General features: G+C 60.4%; 18 protein-coding genes and 1 tRNA gene. 9 read left to right on the forward strand and 10 right to left on the reverse strand.

All coding sequences use genetic code 11. The annotated features are described in order from the left end of the window. Positions 1–2: 2 nt before the first annotated feature. Positions 3–899, reverse strand: a complete 897-nt coding sequence (locus ABL914_RS04460; RefSeq protein WP_391561954.1) for a hydrogen peroxide-inducible genes activator — start codon at positions 897–899, stop codon at positions 3–5. A gap of 50 nt (positions 900–949) precedes the next feature. Beyond that, entirely contained in the window at positions 950–2,161 is a 1,212-nt protein-coding gene (gene rnd, locus ABL914_RS04465) for a ribonuclease D (RefSeq protein ID WP_391561955.1), read from the reverse strand. A gap of 116 nt (positions 2,162–2,277) precedes the next feature. Here rnd and aspS point away from each other — a divergent pair, with 116 nt between their 5' ends. The 5 genes from aspS (at position 2,278) to mltG (ending at position 7,632) form a co-directional block, all read left to right on the forward strand. Continuing rightward, positions 2,278–4,065: an aspartate--tRNA ligase gene (gene aspS / locus ABL914_RS04470; protein ID WP_391561956.1), complete on the forward strand. Its 1,788-nt coding sequence runs from the start codon at positions 2,278–2,280 to the stop codon at positions 4,063–4,065. Positions 4,066–4,107: 42 nt separating this feature from the next. Further along, entirely contained in the window at positions 4,108–4,920 is an 813-nt protein-coding gene (locus tag ABL914_RS04475; RefSeq protein ID WP_391561957.1) for a hypothetical protein, read from the forward strand. 105 nt (positions 4,921–5,025) lie between these two features. Continuing rightward, a complete protein-coding gene (locus tag ABL914_RS04480; protein WP_292973230.1) occupies positions 5,026–5,262 on the forward strand; it encodes an acyl carrier protein in 237 nt (78 codons plus the stop codon). A gap of 133 nt (positions 5,263–5,395) precedes the next feature. Continuing rightward, on the forward strand, positions 5,396–6,655 hold the full coding sequence (gene fabF, locus ABL914_RS04485; protein ID WP_391561958.1) for a beta-ketoacyl-ACP synthase II: 1,260 nt from the start codon (positions 5,396–5,398) through the stop codon (positions 6,653–6,655). Continuing rightward, a complete protein-coding gene (mltG, locus tag ABL914_RS04490) occupies positions 6,655–7,632 on the forward strand; it encodes an endolytic transglycosylase MltG (protein WP_391561959.1) in 978 nt (325 codons plus the stop codon). Before fabF ends, mltG begins: the two co-directional genes overlap by 1 nt. Positions 7,633–7,662: 30 nt before the next feature. On the opposite strand, the gene ABL914_RS04495 is transcribed toward mltG, so the two are convergent. After that, on the reverse strand, positions 7,663–9,633 hold the full coding sequence (locus ABL914_RS04495; protein ID WP_391561960.1) for an alkyl/aryl-sulfatase: 1,971 nt from the start codon (positions 9,631–9,633) through the stop codon (positions 7,663–7,665). Between the two features lie 159 nt (positions 9,634–9,792). On the opposite strand from ABL914_RS04495, the gene ABL914_RS04500 reads away from it, so the two are divergent. The 3 genes from ABL914_RS04500 (at position 9,793) to ABL914_RS04510 (ending at position 11,050) form a co-directional block, all read left to right on the forward strand. Further along, a complete protein-coding gene (locus ABL914_RS04500; RefSeq protein ID WP_391561961.1) occupies positions 9,793–10,341 on the forward strand; it encodes a peroxiredoxin in 549 nt (182 codons plus the stop codon). Between the two features lie 78 nt (positions 10,342–10,419). Further along, positions 10,420–10,908: a 2'-5' RNA ligase family protein gene (locus ABL914_RS04505; protein WP_391561962.1), complete on the forward strand. Its 489-nt coding sequence runs from the start codon at positions 10,420–10,422 to the stop codon at positions 10,906–10,908. Positions 10,909–10,973: 65 nt separating this feature from the next. Then, positions 10,974–11,050, forward strand: a tRNA-Met gene (locus ABL914_RS04510). Between the two features lie 14 nt (positions 11,051–11,064). Here ABL914_RS04510 and ABL914_RS04515 read toward each other — a convergent pair. The 7 genes from ABL914_RS04515 to ABL914_RS04545 form a co-directional block, all read right to left on the reverse strand. Further along, the gene (locus ABL914_RS04515) at positions 11,065–12,675 is read right to left on the reverse strand and encodes a DHA2 family efflux MFS transporter permease subunit (protein WP_391561963.1); all 1,611 of its coding nucleotides are present in this window, start codon (positions 12,673–12,675) and stop codon (positions 11,065–11,067) included. Between the two features lie 136 nt (positions 12,676–12,811). Next, positions 12,812–13,981, reverse strand: coding sequence for an MFS transporter (locus tag ABL914_RS04520; RefSeq protein ID WP_391561964.1), 1,170 nt, complete (start codon positions 13,979–13,981; stop codon positions 12,812–12,814). Then, entirely contained in the window at positions 13,978–15,483 is a 1,506-nt protein-coding gene (gene betC, locus ABL914_RS04525; RefSeq protein WP_391561965.1) for a choline-sulfatase, read from the reverse strand. The genes ABL914_RS04520 and betC overlap by 4 nt, the downstream gene beginning before the upstream one ends. A 34-nt stretch (positions 15,484–15,517) precedes the next feature. Continuing rightward, positions 15,518–16,297 (reverse strand): enoyl-CoA hydratase-related protein, encoded by a 780-nt coding sequence (locus tag ABL914_RS04530; protein WP_391561966.1) that lies wholly within the window; start codon positions 16,295–16,297, stop codon positions 15,518–15,520. Further along, the gene (locus tag ABL914_RS04535) at positions 16,294–18,468 is read right to left on the reverse strand and encodes an acetate--CoA ligase family protein (RefSeq protein WP_391561967.1); all 2,175 of its coding nucleotides are present in this window, start codon (positions 18,466–18,468) and stop codon (positions 16,294–16,296) included. Before ABL914_RS04535 ends, ABL914_RS04530 begins: the two co-directional genes overlap by 4 nt. Further along, positions 18,389–19,540, reverse strand: a complete 1,152-nt coding sequence (locus ABL914_RS04540; RefSeq protein ID WP_391561968.1) for an acyl-CoA dehydrogenase family protein — start codon at positions 19,538–19,540, stop codon at positions 18,389–18,391. The genes ABL914_RS04535 and ABL914_RS04540 overlap by 80 nt, the downstream gene beginning before the upstream one ends. Positions 19,541–19,552: 12 nt before the next feature. Beyond that, positions 19,553–20,122: a thioesterase family protein gene (locus ABL914_RS04545; protein ID WP_391561969.1), complete on the reverse strand. Its 570-nt coding sequence runs from the start codon at positions 20,120–20,122 to the stop codon at positions 19,553–19,555. Between the two features lie 317 nt (positions 20,123–20,439). Here ABL914_RS04545 and ABL914_RS04550 point away from each other — a divergent pair, with 317 nt between their 5' ends. After that, positions 20,440–22,962, forward strand: coding sequence for a TonB-dependent receptor (locus ABL914_RS04550; RefSeq protein WP_391561970.1), 2,523 nt, complete (start codon positions 20,440–20,442; stop codon positions 22,960–22,962). The last annotated feature ends 61 nt before the right edge of the window (positions 22,963–23,023 follow it).

Consider the following 23,023-nt stretch of genomic DNA (forward strand, 5'->3'; position numbering starts at 1 on the left):
TCCTATCCCGCCCGCAATTCTTCAGCCAGCAAGCGGAATTCCTCCGCGCGCGGCGAATTCTTGCGCCAGATCAGCGCGATTTCGCGGTTGGCGTTACCAGACTTGAGCGGGCGTGCGACCACATCGGTGCCGTTCAAAATCCCCGCATCCAGGGCCATTTCAGGCAGCATAGTAAGCCCCAAGCCGTTATCGACCATCTGCACCAGCGTGTGCAGCGAAGTACCGATCATGGTCGCCGATGCGCGCAGTTCGGGCCGGTTGCAGGCGGCCAGCGCATGTTCCTTAAGACAGTGGCCGTCTTCCAGCAGCAGCAGGCGGTTCTCGTCGATCATATCGGGTGACACTTCTTCGGGCGGATCGCGCGGATCGTCCTTGGGAAAGGCCACCCACAGCGCATCCAGCTCAATCACTTCACATTCGACCTCACCGGTCGGGAAGGGCAGCGCCAACAGCACGCAATCAGAGCGGCCGTGGTGCAGGCTTTCGATCGCGGCCTGGCTGGTTTCCTCGCGCAGATACAGCTTCAGCGCAGGGCGTTCACGGCGCAGGCGCGGCAGCATCCGCGGCAGCAGGAACGGCGCAATTGTGGGGATAACGCTCATCCGCACTTCACCGGAAAGCGGCTGTCCGGCGCTTTGCACCATATCGGAAAGCTCTTCAGCTTCGCGCAGCAGGCGGTGCGCCTTGGCCACCACCGCGTTGCCCAGCGGAGTAAACCGCACAGCACGCTTGGTTCGTTCTACCAACACCACACCCAGCAGCGTTTCCAGATCGCGCAGCCCGGCGGAAAGCGTTGATTGCGAAACAAAGCAAGCATCCGCCGCGCGGCCAAAGTGGCCATGCTCGTGCAGTGCCACCAGGTATTGCAGCTGTTTCAACGTGGGCAGATAGCTTGACATGGGGTCAGGCTATCGCACGGGTAGCGACGCGAAGCCAAGCGGCGAAAAAATTACTCCGCTTCAATCACGATCTCGGCTTCGGCTGTATCCTCAACCACATCATCAACATGGGTCATCTTGAGCCTGCCGTTCACCACAGCGAAGGCCATCTTGCCTTCGACCAGATCGAGTGCGTCCTTGCCGAAAACTTCAAAGCGCCAGCCTTGGAGCAGCGGAAGTTCGCGGATTCCGGCGGCCAGCAGCTCCAGATCTTCGCTGCGCGCCAGCAACCGCGAAGCAACATCGATTTCGCGGCTGCGAATCTTGAGCAGCAGCTTGAGCAGATCGGCAACCAGCGCGCCTTCCTTGCCCAGCGGAGCGCCGCGCGGGGTCCGGGCGGGAAGCTCGTCGTCGCTCAGCGGTTTTGAATTTTCTATTGCAGCCATCATCCGCCGGCCAATCTCGTTGTCCTTCCATGCTGCGGAAAGTCCGCGCACCTTGGCAAGATCAGCCTGGTTCTTGGGCGGGTGGCTGGCGATATCGGCCACGGTTTCGTCGCGGGCGATCCGGCCACGCGGGATGTTCTTGTCTTGCGCTTCCAGTTCGCGCCAATGGGCCAGCGCCTTAAGCCGCCCCAGCATCGCCGGATTGCGGCCCGCAGCCTTGATCCGGTGCCAAGCCAAATCGGGATCGTTCTTGTAACCGGCTGGATCGGCCAGCTTTTCCATCTCGATATTAAGCCACACCCCGCGTCCGGTCTTGATCAGGCGACCAAGCAGTTTGGGAAAAATCTTGGCGAGGTGCGTTACATCGCCGATCGCATATTCGATCTGGCGTTCGGTTAACGGACGGCGCGACCAATCGGTAAAGCGCGCGCCCTTGTCGATCTGCAGGCCCAGCCAGCTTTCGACCAGATTGGAATAACCGATCTGTTCGCTTTGGCTGACCGCCATCATCGCGATCTGGGTATCGAAGATCGGGTGCGGGGTCTTGCCGGTCAGGTTGTAGATGATTTCCACATCCTGTCCGCCGGCATGGAAAATCTTGAGCACGTCTTCGTTGTCGACCAGCAGATCAAGCAGGGGTGACATATCGATACCCTTGGCCAGAGGATCGATCGCGGCTGCTTCTTCGCTATCGGCGATCTGGATCAGGCACAATTCAGGCCAATACGTGTTCTCACGCATGAATTCGGTGTCAACGCACACGAAATCAGCTTTCGAAAGCCGCGCGCAAAGGTCCGCAAGAGCATCGGACGTCGTAATCAGTGGGTGTATTTTCATCGTTCTTTTCTGTAGGTGGCCCCGGGTGGGACCTCGGCTTGACAAAAGCACGGGATTCGCCTGTTAGCCCGCGTTTTGGGCCCTGCCTTAAACCGGGCCGCTTGGAAAGAGTTTCGATGCATATTTATCGTTCGCACACCTGCGGCGCGCTTGGCGCCAGTGATGTTGGCCAGACCGTTCGCCTTTCAGGCTGGGTCCACCGCAAACGCGATCATGGCGGCGTGCTGTTTGTTGATCTGCGCGATCACTATGGCCTGACCCAGATCGTGGCCGATGTCGATAGCCCGGCGCTGGCGGTGCTTGAAGCCTGCCGGCCGGAATCGGTGGTCACCATCGATGGCGATGTAAAGGCGCGCAGCCAAAGCACGGTCAACACTGGCCTGCCAACCGGCGCGATCGAAGTCTATGCCCGCAGCGCCGCGGTGCTGAGCCGGGCCGAGGAACTTCCGCTGCCGGTAGCCGGTGAGCAGGAATATCCCGAGGATGTGCGGCTGAAATACCGCTTCCTCGATCTTCGGCGCGAAACGCTGCACGCCAACATCATGACCCGCACCGCGATGATCCGCGAAACCCGCCGGGCGATGGAGGACATCGGCTTTACCGAGTTTTCGACCCCGATCCTGACCGCATCTTCGCCCGAAGGCGCGCGTGATTTTCTGGTCCCCAGCCGGATCCACAACGGCAAGTTCTTTGCCCTGCCGCAGGCCCCGCAGCAGTACAAGCAGCTGCTGATGGTGGCGGGGTTCGATCGCTATTTCCAGATCGCCCCGTGCTTTCGCGATGAAGATCCCCGGGCAGACCGGCTGCCGGGCGAATTCTATCAGCTCGACCTGGAAATGAGCTTTGTCACCCAGGAGGAAGTCTGGGACACGATGGAGCCGGTGATGGCCGGTATCTTTGAAAAGTTCGCGAATGGCAAAACGGTTACCCCCGCCGGCGAGTTTCCGCGGATTCCCTATGCCCAGGCGATGCTCGATTACGGGACTGACAAGCCCGATTTGCGCAATCCGTTGATCATCCGCGATGTCACCAGCGAGTTCACCGCGTCGGGCTTTGGTCTGTTTGAAAAGATCGTTGGCGAGGGCGGAGTGGTCCGGCTGATCCCGGCGCCGAACACCGCTGAAAAGAGCCGCAAATTCTTTGACGAGATGAACGAATGGGCCCGCAGCGAAGGCCATGCCGGGCTGGGCTATGCGACCCGTAAGGCTGGCGTATTTGGCGGTCCGATCGCCAAGAACCACGGCGAGGACAAGATGGCTACGCTGTGGGACAGCCTTGGACTTGGCCCCGATGACGGCGCGTTCTTTGCGGCTGGAAAGGCCGATCAGGCCGCCAAGCTGGCCGGCGCCGCGCGGGCAAGGGCGGGTGAGCAGCTTGAACTGATCGATACCGAAGCTTTCAAGTTTTGCTGGATCATCGATTTCCCGTTCTATGAATGGGACGATGAAAACAAGAAGGTCGATTTCGCGCACAACCCGTTTTCGATGCCGCAGGGCGGGATGGAGGCGCTGCAAACTCAGGACCCGCTGACGATCAAGGCCTATCAGTACGATATGGTCTGCAACGGCTATGAACTGGCCTCGGGTTCGATCCGCAACCAGCACCCCGATCTGATGGTCAAGGCATTCGAGCTGACTGGCCTCACCCAGCAAGACGTGGAAGACCGTTTCGGCGGCATGTACCGCGCGTTCCAGTATGGCGCGCCGCCGCACGGCGGGATGGCAGCCGGGGTTGACCGGATGGTGATGCTGATCTGCGGCGTGCAGAACCTGCGCGAGATTACCCTGTTCCCGATGAACCAGCGCGCCGAAGACCTCTTGATGGGCGCACCAAGCCCAGCCGAACCGCGCCAGCTGCGCGAACTGGCGCTGCGGGTGGTGGAGCCGCCCAAGCCGCAGGGGTGACTTGGGCTGCCGCTTGTGGTTTGATCGCGGCAGGAGGCTGCAATGATCAAATCCAAGGCGGTCCAGATGGTTGCAGTGGCGCTGGCTGCCGGCGTGTTAATCGGCGCGGCAGCTGACAGGGCGATTTCGCGGGCCGATGTACGCGGCATGTCGGATGCGGAAAAGAACAGGCAGGTGCGAAAGGATCTGTTGTCGATTCTGCTGCCCAGCAAGTCACTCTATGCATCCAATCAGCTTGGCCTTGAAGGCGATGTGTGGTTGCACACCAGGGCATCAGCGACCGCGTACAAGTCGCTGTGCCAGCGCGATACGCTGCTGCTCTATTACACCGCAATGGACAGGGTAGGGCCCCATGCAGACCGGCTTTCGCGGCCCTATGCGATAACGGCTAATCGCAGCTACCGCTTCGCCGCGCCGCCCAAACCGGAATACGTGACTGCAGCCGAAGATGCCGAACAGGCTCGCTCACCCTTTTCTGGCGAATGCCGTAAGCTTGACCCAGCGAGCCGCGATGAGGAATGGACCGGCTGGTTCAAGGCATCATCGCCAGAGAAGGCCATGGAGGCAGGCTTTGCCATGCTGGCGCTGGAGTCTTGGTTGGCGCATAGCACCAACCAGTTCGAAAACTGCCGCAACGATAAGGACGCTGCGGCTTGCCGATCGAATGGTGACTACGTGTCTCTGGACACCATCGGCGAGGTAGAGGATTGCATTCCCGACTCGCCGGACCGGGTCTGCGTGCAAATGGGGCACTATGGCTCGATCTACACCATTCAGGCTCACAAGACTGGCAAGCCGATGCAGGCGGCCGATATTATCTCGGTCAATCACGAAATCATGATCATCGTCACTTGATCCCCAACCGTATCAGGAATCGGTGCACCCTCTTGCCTTCCCGCGCGCCGTTCTCTAGGGGCTTGAACCGTAAGTTTTCATCTGCCGTTCACGAAGGGACATACCATGAGCGACACCGCCGATCGGGTTAAGAAGATCGTTGTCGAACACCTCGGGGTCGAGGCCGACAAGGTTACCGAAGATGCCAGCTTTATCGATGATCTGGGCGCTGATTCGCTCGACATCGTTGAGCTGGTGATGGCCTTCGAAGAAGAATTTGGCGTTGAAATCCCTGATGATGCTGCCGAAAAGATCAGCACCGTTTCGGATGCCATCAAATATATCAACGACCACAAGGGCTGATCGCCTTTGGGTAACAGACCGGCGCGGATCGATCCGGCATCGTTTGGTGCCGTTTGACCCTCGTCATGGTCTCTGACAGGCTCAGTCCCTAAACGGGCTGGGCCTGTTGTGTTTTAGAAGTTTGGAGATTCGCATGCGCCGTGTTGTCGTCACCGGTCTTGGTCTGGTTACCCCGTTGGGTGGCGATGTCGAGACGACCTGGGCCAACCTGATTGCCGGCAAAAGCGGGGCAGGACCGATCACGCGCTTCGATACCGAAGGGCACAAGTGCACCATCGCCTGCGAAGTGAAGGGGCCGGATCACGAATATGGCTTTGATCCCAACCTTCGCGTCGATCACAAGGTCCAGCGCCAGGTTGATCCGTTCATCATCTATGGCATCGATGCCGCCGGACAAGCGCTGGAAGACGCGGGCCTGGTCGATATGGACGAGGCGTTGAAACTGCGCACAGGCTGTTCGATCGGTTCAGGGATCGGGGGCCTTCCGGGGATCGAAGCCGAATCAATCGTGTTGTATGAAAAAGGTCCGGGCCGGGTTAGCCCGCACTTCGTTCACGGCCGCCTGATCAACCTGATTTCGGGCCAGGTCAGCATCAAATACGGCCTGATGGGCCCCAACCATGCGGTGGTTACTGCGTGCTCAACTGGCGCGCACTCAATCGGCGATGCGGCGCGGATGATCCGCGATGATGATGCCGATGTGATGTTGGCGGGCGGAGCGGAAGGCACCGTTAATCCGTTGGGCGTAGCCGGCTTTGCCCAGGCCCGTGCCCTAAATTGCAGCTTCAACGATCGCCCGACCGAGGCCAGCCGCCCCTATGACAAGGGCCGCGACGGCTTTGTAATGGGCGAAGGCGCCGGAGTGGTAGTGCTTGAAGAGTACGAGCACGCCAAGGCCCGCGGCGCGAAGATCTATGCCGAAGTGGTAGGCTATGGCCTGTCTGGCGATGCCTACCACGTCACCGCGCCGCACCCCGAAGGCAAGGGCGCCGAGCTATCGATGCGGATGGCGATGAAGAAGGCCGGGATGCAGCCGGGCGATATTGACTATGTCAACGCCCACGGCACGTCGACCATGGCCGATACGCTTGAACTGGGCGCGGTAAAGCGCGTTCTGGGCGATGATCTGACCGGCGCTTCGATGAGCAGCACCAAAAGCGCAATTGGCCACTTGCTGGGCGGCGCTGGCGCAGTGGAAACGATCTTCTGCATTCTGGCGATCCGCGATCAGATCTTACCGCCCACGCTTAATCTTGATGATCCGGATGAAGGCACCGAAGGCGTCGATCTGGTGCCGCATGTCGCCAAGAAGCGGGTGGTGCGCGCCGCACTCAACAATTCGTTCGGGTTTGGCGGAACCAACGCCAGCGTGATCGTCAAGGCTATCGATTGATGCTGGGTTCGCGCCGCGGGCCGCTGCCATTCTATCTTGCTGCCGCGCTGGTTGTAGCGCTGCTGGGCTGGCTGGGTGGCGGCTGGGTCTGGGCCGGGCCTTTGGCCAAGGATGCAGCCTTCATCGTGCCCGATGGCGCCAGCCTTTCAGCAGTTGCAGCCAAGCTGGAAAAAGAAGGCGCAATCGAATCCGCCGCCGCATTCAAATTGCGTGCGCGGGTGTTTGGCCTGGGCAAAACGATCAAGGCCGGCGAATTCAAATTGCCAGCCCGAGCCAGCATGCGCCAGATTCTGGGGGTGGTCGCCTCAGACGATATCATGCGGCGCTTTGTTACCATTCCTGAAGGCATGCCTTCGGTAATGGTATTTGATAAATTGATGGCCAATCAGGATCTTACAGGCACGATCGAAGTTCCTGCTGAAGGATCGGTACTGCCCAACACCTATGAAATCACCAAAGGGGAAAGCCGGCAGGCGGTGCTGCTGAGAATGCAGGCGCCGATGCAGCGCACGCTGGCCGAACTATGGGAAAAGCGCGACGGCAAATGCCCGGTCCAGACCATGCAGGAGGCTTTGGTCCTGGCCTCCATCGTTGAAAAGGAAACCGGCAAGGCCAGCGAGCGGCCGATGGTTGCCGGGCTCTATTGCAACCGGTTGCGGGGCGGAATGATGCTGCAGGCTGATCCTACGATCATTTATCCGATCACCAAGGGCAAGCCGCTGGGCCGGCGGATCCGCCAATCGGAAATCAACGCGGTCAACGAATACAACACCTATTCGATGGTCGGCCTGCCAAAGGGTCCGATCACCAACCCAGGCCGCGCCTCGATCGAGGCCGTGCTGCATCCCGGAACCACGGATGCGCTGTTTATGGTGGCCGATGGCACCGGCGGCCACGCCTTTGCCGCAACCTATCAGGAACACAACGCAAACGTCGAAAAGTGGTATCTGATCCGCAAGGAACGCGGGGATTTTTGAAGTCGCCCCGAAACAAATCCGGGACGACGATCAAGGTTCTACAATTGTAAATCCGGGGCTGACCGGATCGAGCGCGGCCTGCAAAGCGGCAACTGCATCGGGATCCCCTTCAACCTCAAGCCCCGCAGCTTCAAGCTGGGCAAGCGGCAGTTTCAGGAACAGCAAACCCAGGATCAGGCGGCGCGGACCTCTGAGGATCACCGCCGGGTTGGCCACAGGTTGCCCAACCCGCGCCACCAGCACCGTTTTGCCGGCTTCAATTCCGATCACTTCCTTGCGGTCGGTCAGCTCGATATTGAGATCGACCCGCGGCCAGGAAAGCCGAGCCGGATCATAGCGTGTTGCGACCGAATCCATCAGCAGTTGGCTGGGCACTGCGGCGATCATATCCTGGCCCTGTGAATTGACCCCGCCCGGCTTGTATCCCTGGCGCAGATCGCGCGCGGCAGAGAGGTATTGATTGCGCCAGATCGCGCTTTCTGCCTGATAGCCCTGCTGTTCATAGCTATCGGCCAGCAGCGCACGAGCCTCTGCATTGGCGGGATCAGCGAAGACCACGTGGTTTAGCAGTTCTGATGACCAGCGGTAGTCGCCCGCCGCCATTGCCTTGCGGGCCAAGGCGATTACCTTCTTCGGCCCGCCGATCGCCGAAACATAACGCTTGGCACGCTCTTGCGGCGGCCATGGATTGAGGTTGGATGGATTGCCGTCATACCAGCCCAGATAGAACTGATAGACCGCTTTCGAATTGTGGCTGTAGGTGCCGTAATAGCCGTGGTTGAACCATTGCCCGGCAAGTTCGGGTGGCTGGACCAGACCTTCGGCTATTTCCGGCGCAGTCTGGCCCTGGTTCATCCGGCGGACAGTCTGATCGTGCAGAAAAGCATAGTTGTCACGCTGGCTGGCGAGCATCCCGGCAACCTCACCCTGGCCGAAACGCGGCCAGCAATGGCTTGAAATCACCGCGTCGCTACGCCCGCCATAGAGCGTCAGTGCCTCGTCAAGATAACCGGCCCAGGCATGGGTATCACGCACTTTGGCTCCACGCGGGGTCAGGATATTGTGGAGTGAGCAGGTGGACATTTCGGCCGAGAGAAACACCCGCGGCGCAGCAATGAAGACATTCAACTCGCTGGGGGCTTCGCTGCCCGACACCATCTGGAATTCAAGCGCGATGCCATCAACAGTGCGGGTATCGCCGGTTTTGGCGATGGTGTCGGTCGGTGCGATCAGGGTGATTTCGCCGGCGGGCAAGCCCATCCCGATCCCGCTGCCCATCTGGCCTTGCGCACCAGGCAGGATGCCGGTGCCGAACTGGTAGCCCGCACGGCGGCCCATCGCTGGCCCGGCCAGTACGCTTTCCGATGCGGTTTCCTTCATGAAATGATCTGGTGCGATGATCGCAACCTTGCCGGCGGTAACATCGGCTTCGCTCACAATCCCGCGCACCCCGCCATAGTGATCGCCGTGGCTGTGGCTGTAGATGACCGCGGTTACCGGCCGCCCACCCAACTGCTGATTGACCAGTTCGAGCGCGGCAGCGGCCGTTTCACGGGTCGTCAGTGGATCAACCACGATCCAGCCGGTCTTCCCTGCGATAATCGTCATGTTTGAAACATCAAAGCCGCGTACTTGCCAGACGCCGTCCGCAACCTTGAACAGCCCGTGGATCCGCAGCAGGCCAACCTCGCGCCACAGCGAAGGGTTGACCGTATCGGGAGCAGGGCCGCTGACCCATTGATACGCATCAAGGTTCCAGACTGGCTTGCCTTTGGCATCACGGATGATCGGATCGGCGCGGGTGGCGATAAAGCCGCGATTTGCAAATTCGGCATCGCGGCCGTCCTCAACCGGAAGCGCAGCGCCCTGGCGGGTCTGGGCAGCGCGGGTTGCTGCGCTGGCTGGTTTGGGGTTCAGATCGGGGGCGGGGGCCCCGGCAGCAAGCGCCGTTGATGTGAGCAACAGCGCAAGTGCACCTAGGCGCAGGGCAGGACGGGGCATGAATGTGTTCTCCTCACCAGACTTTCGCAGCGTGGCCCCCAAAGCCGGGAAATTCAAGCAATCGATTAATCTGAAAATACGATCACAATTTCCAGTATTGGCGGTTTCACCAATTTATTGAGGCCCGGTATAACGCCACCAACACAGGAGACTACCACAATGCTAGGACGCCAGATTCCCGATATCACCCTGAAAACCCGTGTGCGCGACGATGCGGTGGACGGGCCTAACCCGTTCCGTTGGCAAGACTTTGCCGTTCGCAGCGAATTTGCCGGTAAGAAGGTGGTGGTCTTTTCATTGCCGGGGGCCTTCACGCCAACCTGCAGCAACGAGCAATGCCCCAACTTTGAGCGCCTTCATGATCTTTTCAAGGCGGCCGGCGTGGACGCGGTTTATTGCCTGTCGGTCAACGATGCCTTTGTGATGTATCAATGGGGCAAGCAGCTAGGCCTCAGCAAGATCAAGCTACTTCCCGATGGATCGGGGCACTTCACTCGGCGGATGGGCATGCTGATCGACAAGGACCATCTTGGCTTTGGCATGCGCAGCTGGCGCTATGCGATGATCGTGGAAGACAATGCGATCACCCATTGGTTTGAAGAGCCGGGCATCAATGATGTGGGATCGGATGCCGATCCCTACGGCGAAACTGCGCCTGAAAAGCTATTGGCTGCCTTGACCGCAGAGCCGGTGGCACAGGCCGCATAATTCCGTTAGGTGCGGGCGGTGGACCCCTCTCCAGCCCCCTCCCGGACGCCGTCCGCACCGTTTATCGTTACGGCCCAATTGCCTGCCGATATTTTTTCATGGGCCAACAGTTTGCGCAGCCAGCATTTCCCGCAATCGCGCAATTGGCTTAAAGCGCACGTCACCTTGTTCCACAGCTTTGCACCCAGCCTGCGAGATGAATTGCCGCGTATGCTGGCGCGGATTGCGGGCGAATTTTCCGCACCTGCGGCAGAGCAATCAGGTTTGATGGATCTGGGCGGCGGTACGGCATTGGCAATTCGTTCACCGGGCATGCTGGCAATTCGCGATCGGATCGCCGAACATTTCTGGCATATGCTGACCAGCCAGGATCAGGGCGGCAAAAAACTGCACATCACGGTTCAGAACAAGGTTTCGCGCGATGCCGCGCTGGCGCTTCAGGCAGAGCTTGGGGCAAGGCTTCAGCCGCGCTATTTCGCCTTTACCGGGCTGGGGCTGCATCTGTACCGAAATCCTGAATGGGAAGAGGTGGGGGTATGGAAATTTCGCGGCAAAGAGCGCGCTTGACCAAGCCTAACCCGCATCCTATGTGCGCCGCCTGCCCCGCCTTTCGCGGGGCGCTGCCATGGTAAGGCGGAGTAGCTCAGCTGGTTAGAGCAGCGGAATCATAATCCGCGTGTCGGGGGTTCGAGTCCCTCCTCCGCTACCAATACTTTCAAAACATCAGTGGGGGATGTCGGCGGCTGGCTGTTGGCCGGGTCGGGGCTGGCTGAGATTGGCACGGCGCATCAACAAGGTGAGCGGGACGACGGCGAAGCTCATCCACATCATCATGTAAAAATCGTTGATATAGGCAATCATGGCCGCCTGGCGGGTTACCTCGGCATCGAGCGCCCGCAGGCCCGCTTCGCCCAGCGCCTGGAACCGATCGAGCGCCGAAAAATCGACAATTTGGCTAAATGATGCGGTGATGTGGGTTCCCAGATCGGTGTGCGAAGTCTGGATATTGCGGGCCAGCATGGTGGTGACGATCGATATGCCAACCGATGATCCGATCGAGCGCGACAGGTTTAGCAGGCTGGAACCATCGGTGCGCATCGCCGGCGGCAGGGTGGCAAAAGCGCTGGCGTTGATCGGGATGAAGACCATGCCGATCCCGATGCCCTGAATGAAGCCCGAACTGGCAAAATGCCAGGAATCGGATTCCAGCGACCAGCCTGCCATCTGCCACATTGAGATGCCGGCAATTACAAACCCGCTCGCCAAAAGTATCCTGGGATCGAAGCCACGGCGGATCGCAATCCCGCTAAGCTGCATCGAGATCAGCGTGCCAATTCCGCGCGGCACCAGCAGTTCCCCGGTTCCGATCACGTCATAGCCGAACAGGTGCTGCAACATCGGCGGCAGCAGTGCCATATTGGCGAACATCACCAGCCCGATCACCAGGCTGAAGACCATTCCGAAGATGAAATTGGGATCGGCAAACAGCTGGCGATCAAACAACGGATTTCGCGCGGTCGATAGGTGTATTACCGCGATCCAGCCGCTTGAAAGCGCAAGCACGGCATAGAGCCAGGCCTCGGCGGAATCGAACCAATCGATGTGGTTGCCGCGATCAAGCAGCAATTGCACCGAAGTCAGGGCCAGCGCGATCATCGAGAAACCGACCAGATCAAATTTGCGCCTGATGATGGCCCGCGATGGCAGCGCGGCGGCCATGATTGCCAGCGAAATCGCGCCAAGCGGCACGTTGACATAGAAGACTGCGCGCCAGTTCCAGTTTTCGGTCAGCCAGCCGCCCAGGATTGGCCCCATGATCGGGCCAACCATAATCCCCATGCCCCAGATCGCCATCATCTGCGATTGCCGCGAAGGCCGGTTGGTATCAATCATCGCGGCCTGGCTTAGCGGCGAGATGAACGCGCCGGTTATCCCTTGCAGCGCTCTGAACACTACCATTTCCGTGATGTTCTGGGCCATCCCGCAAAGCATCGAGCTGAGCACGAAACCCGATACCGAAACCAGAAACAGCCGCCGGGATCCAACCCGATCCGCAAGCCAGCCCGTGATCGGCATCGCCACCGCCGTGGCCACGATATAGCTGGTCAGCACCCAGCTGATCTCATCGCTGGTTGCGCCCAGCGCAGATTGCATGTGCGGAATGGCAACATTGGCGATCGTGGTATCAAGCACTTGCAGCAGCGAAGCCAGCATGACCCCGATGGTCAGCAGCATCGGGTTGGCGACCGGCAGAGTGGGGGAATCGTCAAAAAGCAGCGCAGCATCGCCCTGCGTTACCGCTGGTGATCCAGGCACGGCCTTTGCCTCAGCCATCGTTCGATGGCTTGACCAGAACGATGGGGGCCAGACGGGCGGGCCTGCCACAAAAATATATAGAGGCGGTCATTAGTGACAGCCATATAATATACCTGCTTAGTAAATCAAGCGAGGCTGGGCCTTGGCAGCGCGATCAGGATCTGGGCTGGGTTTGATCGAGCCGCCGGGCAACGGGCAAGGCAAACAGGATCGCGCCGGCACAGATTGCTCCGCCCAGCGGGCCGATCATGGTATAACCGCCCAGGATCTGGGCAATTGCGCCTGCCGCCAGTGATCCCACGCTGGTCGATAGCAGCCATGTGCCGGTGGTCATCACGGCCAGCCGGCCGCTATCGTCGTGGGCATAGGTCAGCCCCAGCAGCAACGGATAGGTCAGGAACCAGCTCGCCATGAAGGCGATAAAGGCGGCGGCAAAAGCACCCTCACTGCTGACGGTGGTAAGCATTGCGCAGCACACTGCGCAGGCCCCTAGCGCGGCTGATAACGGCCAGGCACGCGGAAGCCGATCAATCACCAGCGCCAGGCCGGCATTGCCCAGTGCGCTCGCCAGCACGGCCAGGCTTTGATAAACGCCAAATTGTGTGGCCGGGATGCCGATGACATTCGCGGTCCGCTCGATAAATGGCCAGATCGCCAGCGATCCGAACGAGAACAGTGCCATCGCCGCCAGGATGCGCCAGCCTTCAGGCCCAATCGGCCGATTCGGCAGCACAGCGGCATTATCGGAGTGCAGCCCGGTGCCGCCGGGCAGCAACATCGCCATTGCGCCCAGCAACACGGCCAGCCCGGCCAGCGCCTGAAACATGCCCTCAACCCCGTGGCTCTCGCCCAATTTGGGCAGACCAATTGCCACTGCGGCATAGAGCACAGTCTGAAATGAAATCCCCAGCGAGATCCAGCGCGCCGGATGCGCGGTGCGCCCGGCAGCAAGGTTGACCGCGCTGTTCATCAGCCCAAAGCCAAGTCCCGTTCCGATCCGCCCCAGAAACAGCAGGCCATAGCTTGCTGTGAAGGCCGATCCCAACTGCGCCGCGATCACCAGCGCGCTGGCCAGCAATGCCAGCACTCGGGCGTCCATCGCGCGCGCGCGGGGGGCAACCAAAAACATCGCGGCGGCATAGCTTAGCGTTTCGGCCATGTTCCAGGCACCCATCTGAAAGGGCGAAAACCCGAACCGGTCAATCAGTCCGCCCACCAGATAGGTGGTGAAATTATTGCCGATATGGGCCGCCGCCGTGGCCGCGCCAATCCCGATCAGCGTGAAAGCGAACGGGCGACTTTTTCCACCAGTGCCGCCGCTCATGACCGCACCCTGGGATAGCGGGCCTTGGCCTCCAGATCTTCAAGATCCATATGTGGGCGGACATATTCCTGCGTGGCATCGCGCCGGGGCTGATAGTCCCACGGAGAGCGAAGGCCGGTCGCATTGGCGTCTCCAACAAGCCGCCGGCAGCTTTGGCTGGCCAGCACCGCTTGCGTAATTTCCGCAAAATTCCAGCGCACTGCCACCTCCGCTTTCAGCGCAGCCATGCGTTCTGATTGGTCTGCGCTTTCAGCAAGATTGTGCAACTCGTCGGGATCATCGGCCAGATTGTACAGCAAGTCCGGATCGGTTGGGGTGTGGATGAATTTCCAAGGCCCGCGGCGGATCATCACCATCGGAGCAACGACGCCTTCGCCCATATATTCGCCAATCACCTCGTCATGCCCGGAACCATTTTCGAGATGCGGAACCAGGCTGGTGCCGTCAAGCGGGGTGGCAGGCTCAGCCGTCAGTCCAGCCAATTCGATCAGGGTCGGCACCAGATCGACCAGTGAAACGCAGGCATCGATCTTGCGCGGGGCATACCGCTTTGGAGCGTGAACGATCAGCGGGATGCGGGCCGCGCCTTCGTGGAAGTTCATCTTGTACCACAGTCCTCGCTCACCCAGCATATCGCCATGATCGCCGCAAACGATAACGATGGTATCATCGCGCAGCCCGGTTTCCTCCAGGGTTTCAAGGACCCGCGCAAACTGATCGTCAACAAAGCTCATAGAGCCGAAGTAGGCTCTGCGGGCATCGCGGATCTGCGCGTCGGTGATGGTATCAAGATGCTGGCCGCACACGTGGCGCAGGCGCTGGGCATGGGGATCGGACTGATCAGGAACGCGCGGCATGGGAATTTCGACGCCATCATAGCGCTGCCAGTGGCTTTCATGGCAAGCATAGGGATCGTGCGGGTGCGTTAGCGAAAGGGTGATGAAGAACGGCCGGCCATCATCTTCGCGAACAATATCGTAAAGCTTGCGGCGGGTGGCAAAGACTGCCTCCTCGTCAAAATCGATCTGGTTGGTGCGCCGGGTTGGCCCAGCGGTCAGCACTGAATCCATCGAATGATACCAGCTGGGGCGGTGATCGAAATCGGTCCAGTCTGGAGTCCACCCAAAATCGGCCGGATAGATGTCGGTCGTCAGCCGTTCCTCAAAACCGTGAAGCTGGTCCGGCCCGACAAAATGCATCTTGCCGGCCAGCACCGTGCGATAACCGCCCAACCGCAGGTAATGGGCCATGGTCGGGGTCATCGCGGTCAGTTCGCAAGCGTTGTCATAAGCCCCAGTCCGCGAAGGCAACTGGCCCGCCTGCAAAGTGTATCGGGCCGGGCCGCACAGCGGACTGTTTGAATAGGCTGCGTTGAACAGCACACCTTCATCCGCCAACCGGGATAGTGTTGGCAATTGCGCCGGACTTTCCGCATAAAACGGCAGAAACGGGGCGGACATCTGATCGGCCATCAGGATCAGGATGTTGGGCTTGCTCGGCATGATTGTTTCTCCCCGGTTCAATGTGTTGGCGGGCCTATTTGCCAAGCCAGATGGCGGCGCGCCCCTCGGCAAATGCAGCAGGACCCTCAAGCGCGTCTTCTGAACCGAGCATCGCCTGGTACGCGGGCAGGGCGCCGCTGCGCATCAGGCGATAACCTTCTGATACTTCGAGGCCGCTGGTGGCGCGCAAGATGTCACGCGCGGCCTTGATCGACAGCGGTGCGCTGGCGGCAATGCTGGCGGCAAGATCCAGTGCGGTATCAAGCAGTGCACCGGGTTCACAGACTCGGCTGGCCAGGCCATGCTGAAGGGCTTCGGCGGCCGAAAGGCGTCGTCCGGTCAGGATCATTTCGGCTGCTAGGCGCTGCGGCAGGCATTTGGGCAGGCGCAGCAGACCACCCGAATCCGGCAAGATGCCAAGCTGCGCTTCGGGCAGCCAGAACTGCGCGGCGCTGCTGGCAACAATCAGATCGGCGGCCAGGGCGAGCTCAAACCCGCCGCCCACCGCCAGGCCATTGACGGCAGCAATTACCGGCTTTGACAGATCGAAATATTCGGTCAGCCCGGCGAACCCGCCGGGGCTGTGGACGGCATCAACGGCCTCTCCCTCATTCGCTGCATTAAGATCCCAGCCGGCTGAAAAGAACCGTCCGGTGCCGGTGATGATGCCCACTCGCAGCCCAGGATCAGCGTCTAACGCCTTGAATGCGGCGTAGAGTTCCTGGCTAGTGGCGACATCGATCGCATTGGCTTTGGGCCGATCGATCGTGATGACCAGCACCTCGCCCTGGCGATCGCATCGAACGGCGCTCATTGCACACACTCCTCCATCCGGATCAGGGCATCAACTGCCATTGCGCCCTTCGCCAGTGCGAGCACCGGGTTGACGTCAAGTTCTTCCAGACGGTCCGCATGGGCCATGGCAAAGCGGGCAACTGCCTCGATCGTATCGAGCAGCGCTGGCATATCGCAGCCCGGCTTGCCGCGATAGCCGGCCAACACGTGGTAGATTGGCAGGCGCGCCAGCGCGGCTTCGATTTCTGCCCGGCTGGCAGGCAGCGGCACCTGCTCGCTCTGGCGGATCAGTTCGACGAAAATTCCGCCCACGCCAAGCGTCATGAACAGCCCGAACTGCGGATCACGCCCCACTCCAACGATCAATTCGGCAATCGCGCCGCCAACCATTTCCTCAACCAGCAGTGCTTCGCCAAGCGGCGCCATACGCCGCGCCTCGGCCAGCAAACGCGTGCGGCTTTCGATTCCCAAGGCTACGCCGCCAAGTTCAGTTTTATGGGCAAGAGCCGCGCCTACAGCTTTCAAAACAAGCGGAAATGCTGCGGGAAAGGGCATGTCTTCACCGGTGCATAAGGCCTCGATTTCCTCCATTGAGAACACCTGGCCTTGCGGCACCGCTACGCCAAATTCGCGCAGCGCACCTTTCGATCTAACCTCATCCCACATGGCCGCATCACCGCCAACGGTTGGCGCGGGATCGGGCAAAGGCGGCGGGGCGGGCAGGGCCCAGGCCGCGCCGATTTTTGCTGCGGCCGCGATGGCGCAAAGCGCTTCACCAAGGCCTGCAATGGGCACGATGCCATCGCCCAGAAGCTTGGTGGCGATCGCCTCGGGCAAGCCTTCGGGCAGGGAACTGACCACCATCCGCACCGCGCCCTTGGTGGGCGCGATCGAACAGTGGGCGGCAACAAAAGCATCCAGCGTTACCTGCCAATCATGGCTATTGCAGCGGTCGGCGCGCGGGAAATCGAGGATCAGGATCGAGGCTTGGAAGCCGGCTCCGATCATCGCGGTGAAACAGGTTTGCGACGCTGCGGGATCGCCCCAGATATAGGTGTGGTAATCAAGCGGGTTGGCAACATGGACCCTGGTGCCCAGCACTGCTTCCAGCGCGGTCTGTGCCGCGGGCGGAAAATCAGGGGTTTCAAGCCCGGCGCGTTCGGCCAGATCGGCGGTGAGTGACGCTTCGCCGCCTGAGCAACTGGCGCTGGTAATCTGCGTTCCGGCCAAAGGTCCGGCGACATGCAGCAGCTTGAGCGTTTCGATAAACCTGGCCGGATCGTAGACCCGCGCCACGCCGTACCGTTCAAACATGGCATCGCACAGCGCATCAGCCCCTGCGAGCGAGCTGGTGTGCGAAAGGGTCAGCGCCGCGCCTTTGGCCGATGCGCCGGTCTTTAACGCAACCAACGGCACGCCGGCCGCCCGCGCGGCAAGGCAGGCCTCGCTGAACCGCCGGATCGATCCCAATCCTTCCAGGTGCAATCCGATTGCGCTCACGCGTGGGTCAGCAATCAGCGCCTCGATCAGATCGGCCGGGGTAATATCAGCGCAATTGCCCACGCTGATTACGTATCCGATTGGCAGGCCGCGCGCCTGCATGGTTAGGTTGAGCGCCAGATTGCCGCTTTGGCTGATGATCGCAACGCCGCGGCCCTGATCGATGGGAATGCAGCCGTGCTGATCAGGCCACAAGGCGGCCCGATCGAACAGATTGAGCATGCCATAGCAGTTGGGGCCGATTAGCGGCATACCATTTGCCGCGTCCAGCAACTGGGCCTGGTGCAGACCGCCTTCCGCACCGGTTTCGGCAAAGCCCGAAGCATAGCAGATCGTGCCGCCAGCACCGATTGCTGCCAGATCGCCGGCCAATGCGGTGCTGGGCTGGGCCGGGGCCGCCAGAAATACGGCATCGGGGGCTTCGGGCAGTGCAGCAAGGTTTGCAAGGCAAGGCACACCGGCCATATCGGCGCGCTTGGGGTTGATTGGCCAAAGCGGCCCGGCAAAGCCAAGCGCCAGGCTTTGCCGCACGGCTTCCTCGGCCGCCTTGCCGCCGATGAAGGCCAGACTGCGCGGGCGCAGCAGGCGCGAAAGATCACGCGCGCTTATATCACCCGCCGTGCGGACGCAGCAGCGCGCGGCTGATGATATGGCGCTGGATTTCGCTGGTGCCGTCCCAGATCCGTTCAACCCGGGCATCGCGCCAGAACCGCTCGATCGGCAATTCGTCCATTAGGCCCATGCCGCCAAAGATTTGCAGGGCATTGTCGGTGGCGCGGGCCAGCGCCTCACTGGCAAACAGCTTGGCCATCGCCGCATCGGTATCGGTCATGGTCCCCTGATCGTCCTTCCAGGCTGCGCGCAGGGTCAAAAGCTCGGCCGCTTCCAGCTCGGTCTTCATGTCAGCCAGCTTGAAGCCGGTGCCCTGAAACTTGCCGATTGTCTGGCCGAACTGCTTGCGTGTGGCGGCCCACTGAGTGGCCATTTCCAGCACACGGTAGCCGCGTCCGACCGAAGTGGTTGCCACCTGCAGCCGGGTTGATCCCAGCCACTGGCCCATCAGATCAAAACCCCCGTCAAGATCGCCCAGCAGGTTGCGGGCGGGAATACGGCAATTGTCGAACACCAGCTCGCACTGATGATAGCCGCGGTGCGACACGCATTTGGGGCCGCGCCGCCGCTCTAGCCCAGGGGTATCGAAATCGACCAGGAAGCAGCTGATCGATTTACGGCCGCTACCCAGATCGCCGGTTGCCGCGCACAGGATCACATAATCGGCCATGTCAGCATGGCTGATGAAATGCTTGGTCCCGTTGATGATGAAATCACCGCCGGCGGCCTGCGCGAAGGTGCGCATCGAACGCACGTCTGATCCTGCATCGGGCTCGGTCATGGCGAGGCAATCGTGACGTTCGCCCCGGATTGTGGGGAGCAGATAGTCCTCGATCTGGCTCCCTGTGCAGCCGCGCAGGATATTGCTGGGCCGGGCTACCAGCATCTGCAGGCCATAGCCGGCCCGGCCAAGTTCGCGTTCCATCAAGGTTGTATCGAATGTGCCCAGCCCGCCGCCGCCAAGTTCGGCCGGCATGTTGACGGCATAAAGCCCCAGCGCGATCGCCTTGCGGCGGATTTCTGTGACCAGATCGGCGGGAATTTCGTCAGTTTTCTCAACCAGATCCTCGTGCGGGTAAAGCTCGGTCTCGGCGAATTTGCGGACCGTTTGGGTCAGCATTTCCTGTTCGTGGGTAAGGGCAAAGTGCATTGCGGGCCTCTGTCAGCTGCGCCGGATCGCGATATTTCGCCCGGCCTGGAGCGGTACGGGCAGGGTGCTGTGCGCAGCACGGATCAACGCTATCCGGCGCTGGATTTTGGGCGGCATCGGGCAGCTTTTTCCCGCAGCCATGCTGACATGGACCAGCATCTGTTCGCCGGTCGCCAGCAGCACGCCGGTATCGGCATTGTGCATGGCGTGGAAAATGTGGAGCCGCTTTTCATCGGCATCGATCAGTTGCAGGCTCAGCTCCAGCCGGTCTCCCAGATGAGCCTCGGCCAGATTGAAGACCATGGTTTGCACCGTGTAGAGCGATTGTCCCGCGGCGCGGTAATCCTCGTCGATCCCGATCAGCCGAAAGAACGCATCAGACTGATCTCCAAACACCAGCAGATAGCAACTTTCGCTCATGTGCCCGTTATAATCGACCCAGTCTTGCCCGACGCTTGGCGCAATCAGCCTTAGCGGGGCCGCGATCTGGGCAGTATCATCCCACGGCGGGGCGCCAGTCCCCTCAAGCGGTGTTTGAAGGCCGTGGGTGCGGGGATCACCGGGCTCGGTCTTCGTGGCCATAGTGGGCAACCTCTTTCAAACCGGCGGCGGTGCAATCTTGTGCCGACGTGCATGCAGACGGGCAGAGCCAGCTTGCAAGTGCGGCATTCCATCAATTCGCATCTAATGCTTTCCATCAGTGCGGCTAATGGCAGCCTCGCGCGATTGACTTGCTGCGCCAGCTTGCCACGGTCTGATCCGTGGGCATTCTGGCGCCGGCTATAGCCAATTGGCTTGGCCCCAAGCTAGGTTGCCGATGGAGACGGAATTTTGCGGTGAGGGCCGCATGGCATTATCGGCGCGAACAGGTTCGTGCTTCGATATTCAGGGAGGGAAACATGAAGCAACAATTGTTTACCAGCACGGCAGCCGCGGTTGTCCTGGCTTCGATTTGGGCCGCACCGGCCATGGCGCAGGATAGCGATGCGCCGCAGGCCGATACCGGCGGAATTGCCGATATCGTTGTTACCGCCACCCGCCGCAGCGAAAAGATGCAGGATGTGCCGGTTACGGTTCAGGCTCTGGGGGCTGAACAACTGGCCGAACGCGGCATCACCAATTTCGATCAGTTGCTGACCGAACTTCCGCAGGTTCATGCCGGTGGGCGCGGTCCGGGGCAGAAGACGATTTCGATCCGCGGCCTTTCGCTGTCGCAAGTAGCAATCCAGACATCGGCAGTGGCCGGGGCCAGCCCAACCGTTGCCCTGTATCTGGATGATGCTTCGGTTTCGGTTCCGGGCCGCAACCTTGATGTCTACGTGACCGATCTTGAGCGCGTCGAAGTTCTGGAAGGTCCGCAAGGAACGCTGTTTGGTGCCAGTGCAGAAGGCGGCGCGATCCGCTATATCACCAACAAGCCCAACCTTTCCAAGTTCCAGGCCGGCTTCACGCTGACCGGCGCAACTACGCCGGGTCATGCGTTTAGCGGAGCGGCCAATGGCTACGTCAACATTCCGATCATTGAAGATACGCTGGCGCTTCGTGCCTCGGCATTCGTTGATCGGCAGGGCGGCTATATCGACAACGTCTATGGTACCTTCCAGATGCCGCTGGAATTGACCAATGCTGACGGCACTGCTGCCATCTGTCTTCCCGGTGCCCCTGCAACACCGGCCTGCATCGCACGGCACGGCGCCGCAGGCGCAGCGGCGCGCGCTGCCCTGCCGGCCGCCACCCGCCCGACAATCAACAATGCAGCCTTCGCGCGAGACGATTTCAACTCGGCCACTTATACCGGCGGACGCATTGCATTGCGCTGGGCCCCTTCGCCTGACTGGACGATCACGGTGCAGGACATGTACCAGACTCTCGATGCCGAAGGCGTGTTCCAATACGATCCGGCCTTGGGCGATCTCAAGGTTATGCGGTTCTCGCCCGACACCAACCACGATGAATTCAATCAGGTCCAATGGTCGGTTGAAGGCAAAATGGGCGGGCTCGATCTGGTTTACACCGGTTCCTACCTGAGCCGCAGGGTTGACCAGAAGTTTGACTATACCCGCTATGCCGCAGTTGGGCCCTATGCGCCTTACTACATCTGCTCCTATCCGGGCTATGCCACCTGCGCCACACCGCGGATGACCTATCTTGACAAGTCGCGGTCTAACCGCTTCACGCAGGAGTTCCGGATCGCCACTCCTTCCGATAAGCGCATCCGTATGCAGGCCGGGGTCTATTTTGACCGCGCCAAGGTCTTCGCCGATGGTGTCTGGTACTATGAAGGCGCTGCGGTTCAGGGCTTCAATGGACAGATTCCGGGCGGCAACGACAAGATCAACAACTATGTCCGGCCTGCTGGCGGCGTCTACTTCAATGACGCGGAACGCGGTGAAAGTCAGTTTGCGTTGTTTGGCGAAGCCAGCGTTGACATCACGTCGAAGCTTACGCTGACGGCGGGAATACGCTGGTACAGCCAAGAAACGTCGCTGCGCGGTTCGGTCAACTGTGGTTTCCGCGGGGCAACAGCACCCAACGGTAATACCTGCGGCGGCGGCAACTATGCCGTTTCGCTGGCTGGAATCAGCCCGTCGACCGAGAAGGGCACTACCCCCAAGGTTACGCTCAGCTACAAGCCGAACGACGACATGCTGTTCTACGCGACCTTCTCGGAGGGCTACCGGCCGGGCGGATTCAATCGCCGCGGCGGAGCAACCAATGACCCGAACTTCTTTATCCCCAAAACCTATCAGTCGGACGGGGTGAAGAACTATGAATTTGGTTGGAAGCTGCAAATGGCCAACAACCGGATTCGCTGGAACGGAGCTGCGTTCTTGATCGATTGGACCGGAATCCCGGTTTCGATCTATTCGCCGGCGATCAGCAATTCGACGTTTGTGCTCAATGGGCCGAATGCCCGGATCAAGGGGATCACCACCGATCTGGTCTGGCGGGCCACTCCTGACTTCACAATCACAGCCAACCTGGCGTTCAATGATTCTGAGTTGACCGACTATGCCAGCACTCCGGCAGGCTTCCGGCCGCAGCCGGGCGATGGGCCGCTGGCGCTTACCTTCGTTCCGCTGGGTAGCCCACTGGCGCTTGCTCCGAGTTGGCAAGGCGGGATGCGCATGCGCTATGAACATGAAGGCACTTCGGGCACGACCTTCTTTGCCCAGGCGGGTGGCCAATTTGTTGGCACCTCGTTTACGTCGACGATCAAGCCGCAGAACTTCAAGCTTCCGGCCTATGCCCAGTTCGATCTGTCGGCTGGGTTCAAGCGCGAAAGCTGGACTGCTGAAATGTTCGTTTCCAACCTGACCGACAAGCGCGCGACCACGTTTGAGTCGAATAGCGACAACATCAGGCTTAATTCGACGATCCGTCCGCGGACGATCGGGCTGCGGTTGGGCTACACTTATTGATTGCGGGCCGGGCTGGGCCCGGATCCACTTGAAGTGAGATACAGGATCCCGGCGGGTTGAA

It is taken from the genome of Novosphingobium sp. (assembly GCF_040079535.1).
Classification (GTDB): Bacteria; Pseudomonadota; Alphaproteobacteria; order Sphingomonadales; family Sphingomonadaceae; genus Novosphingobium.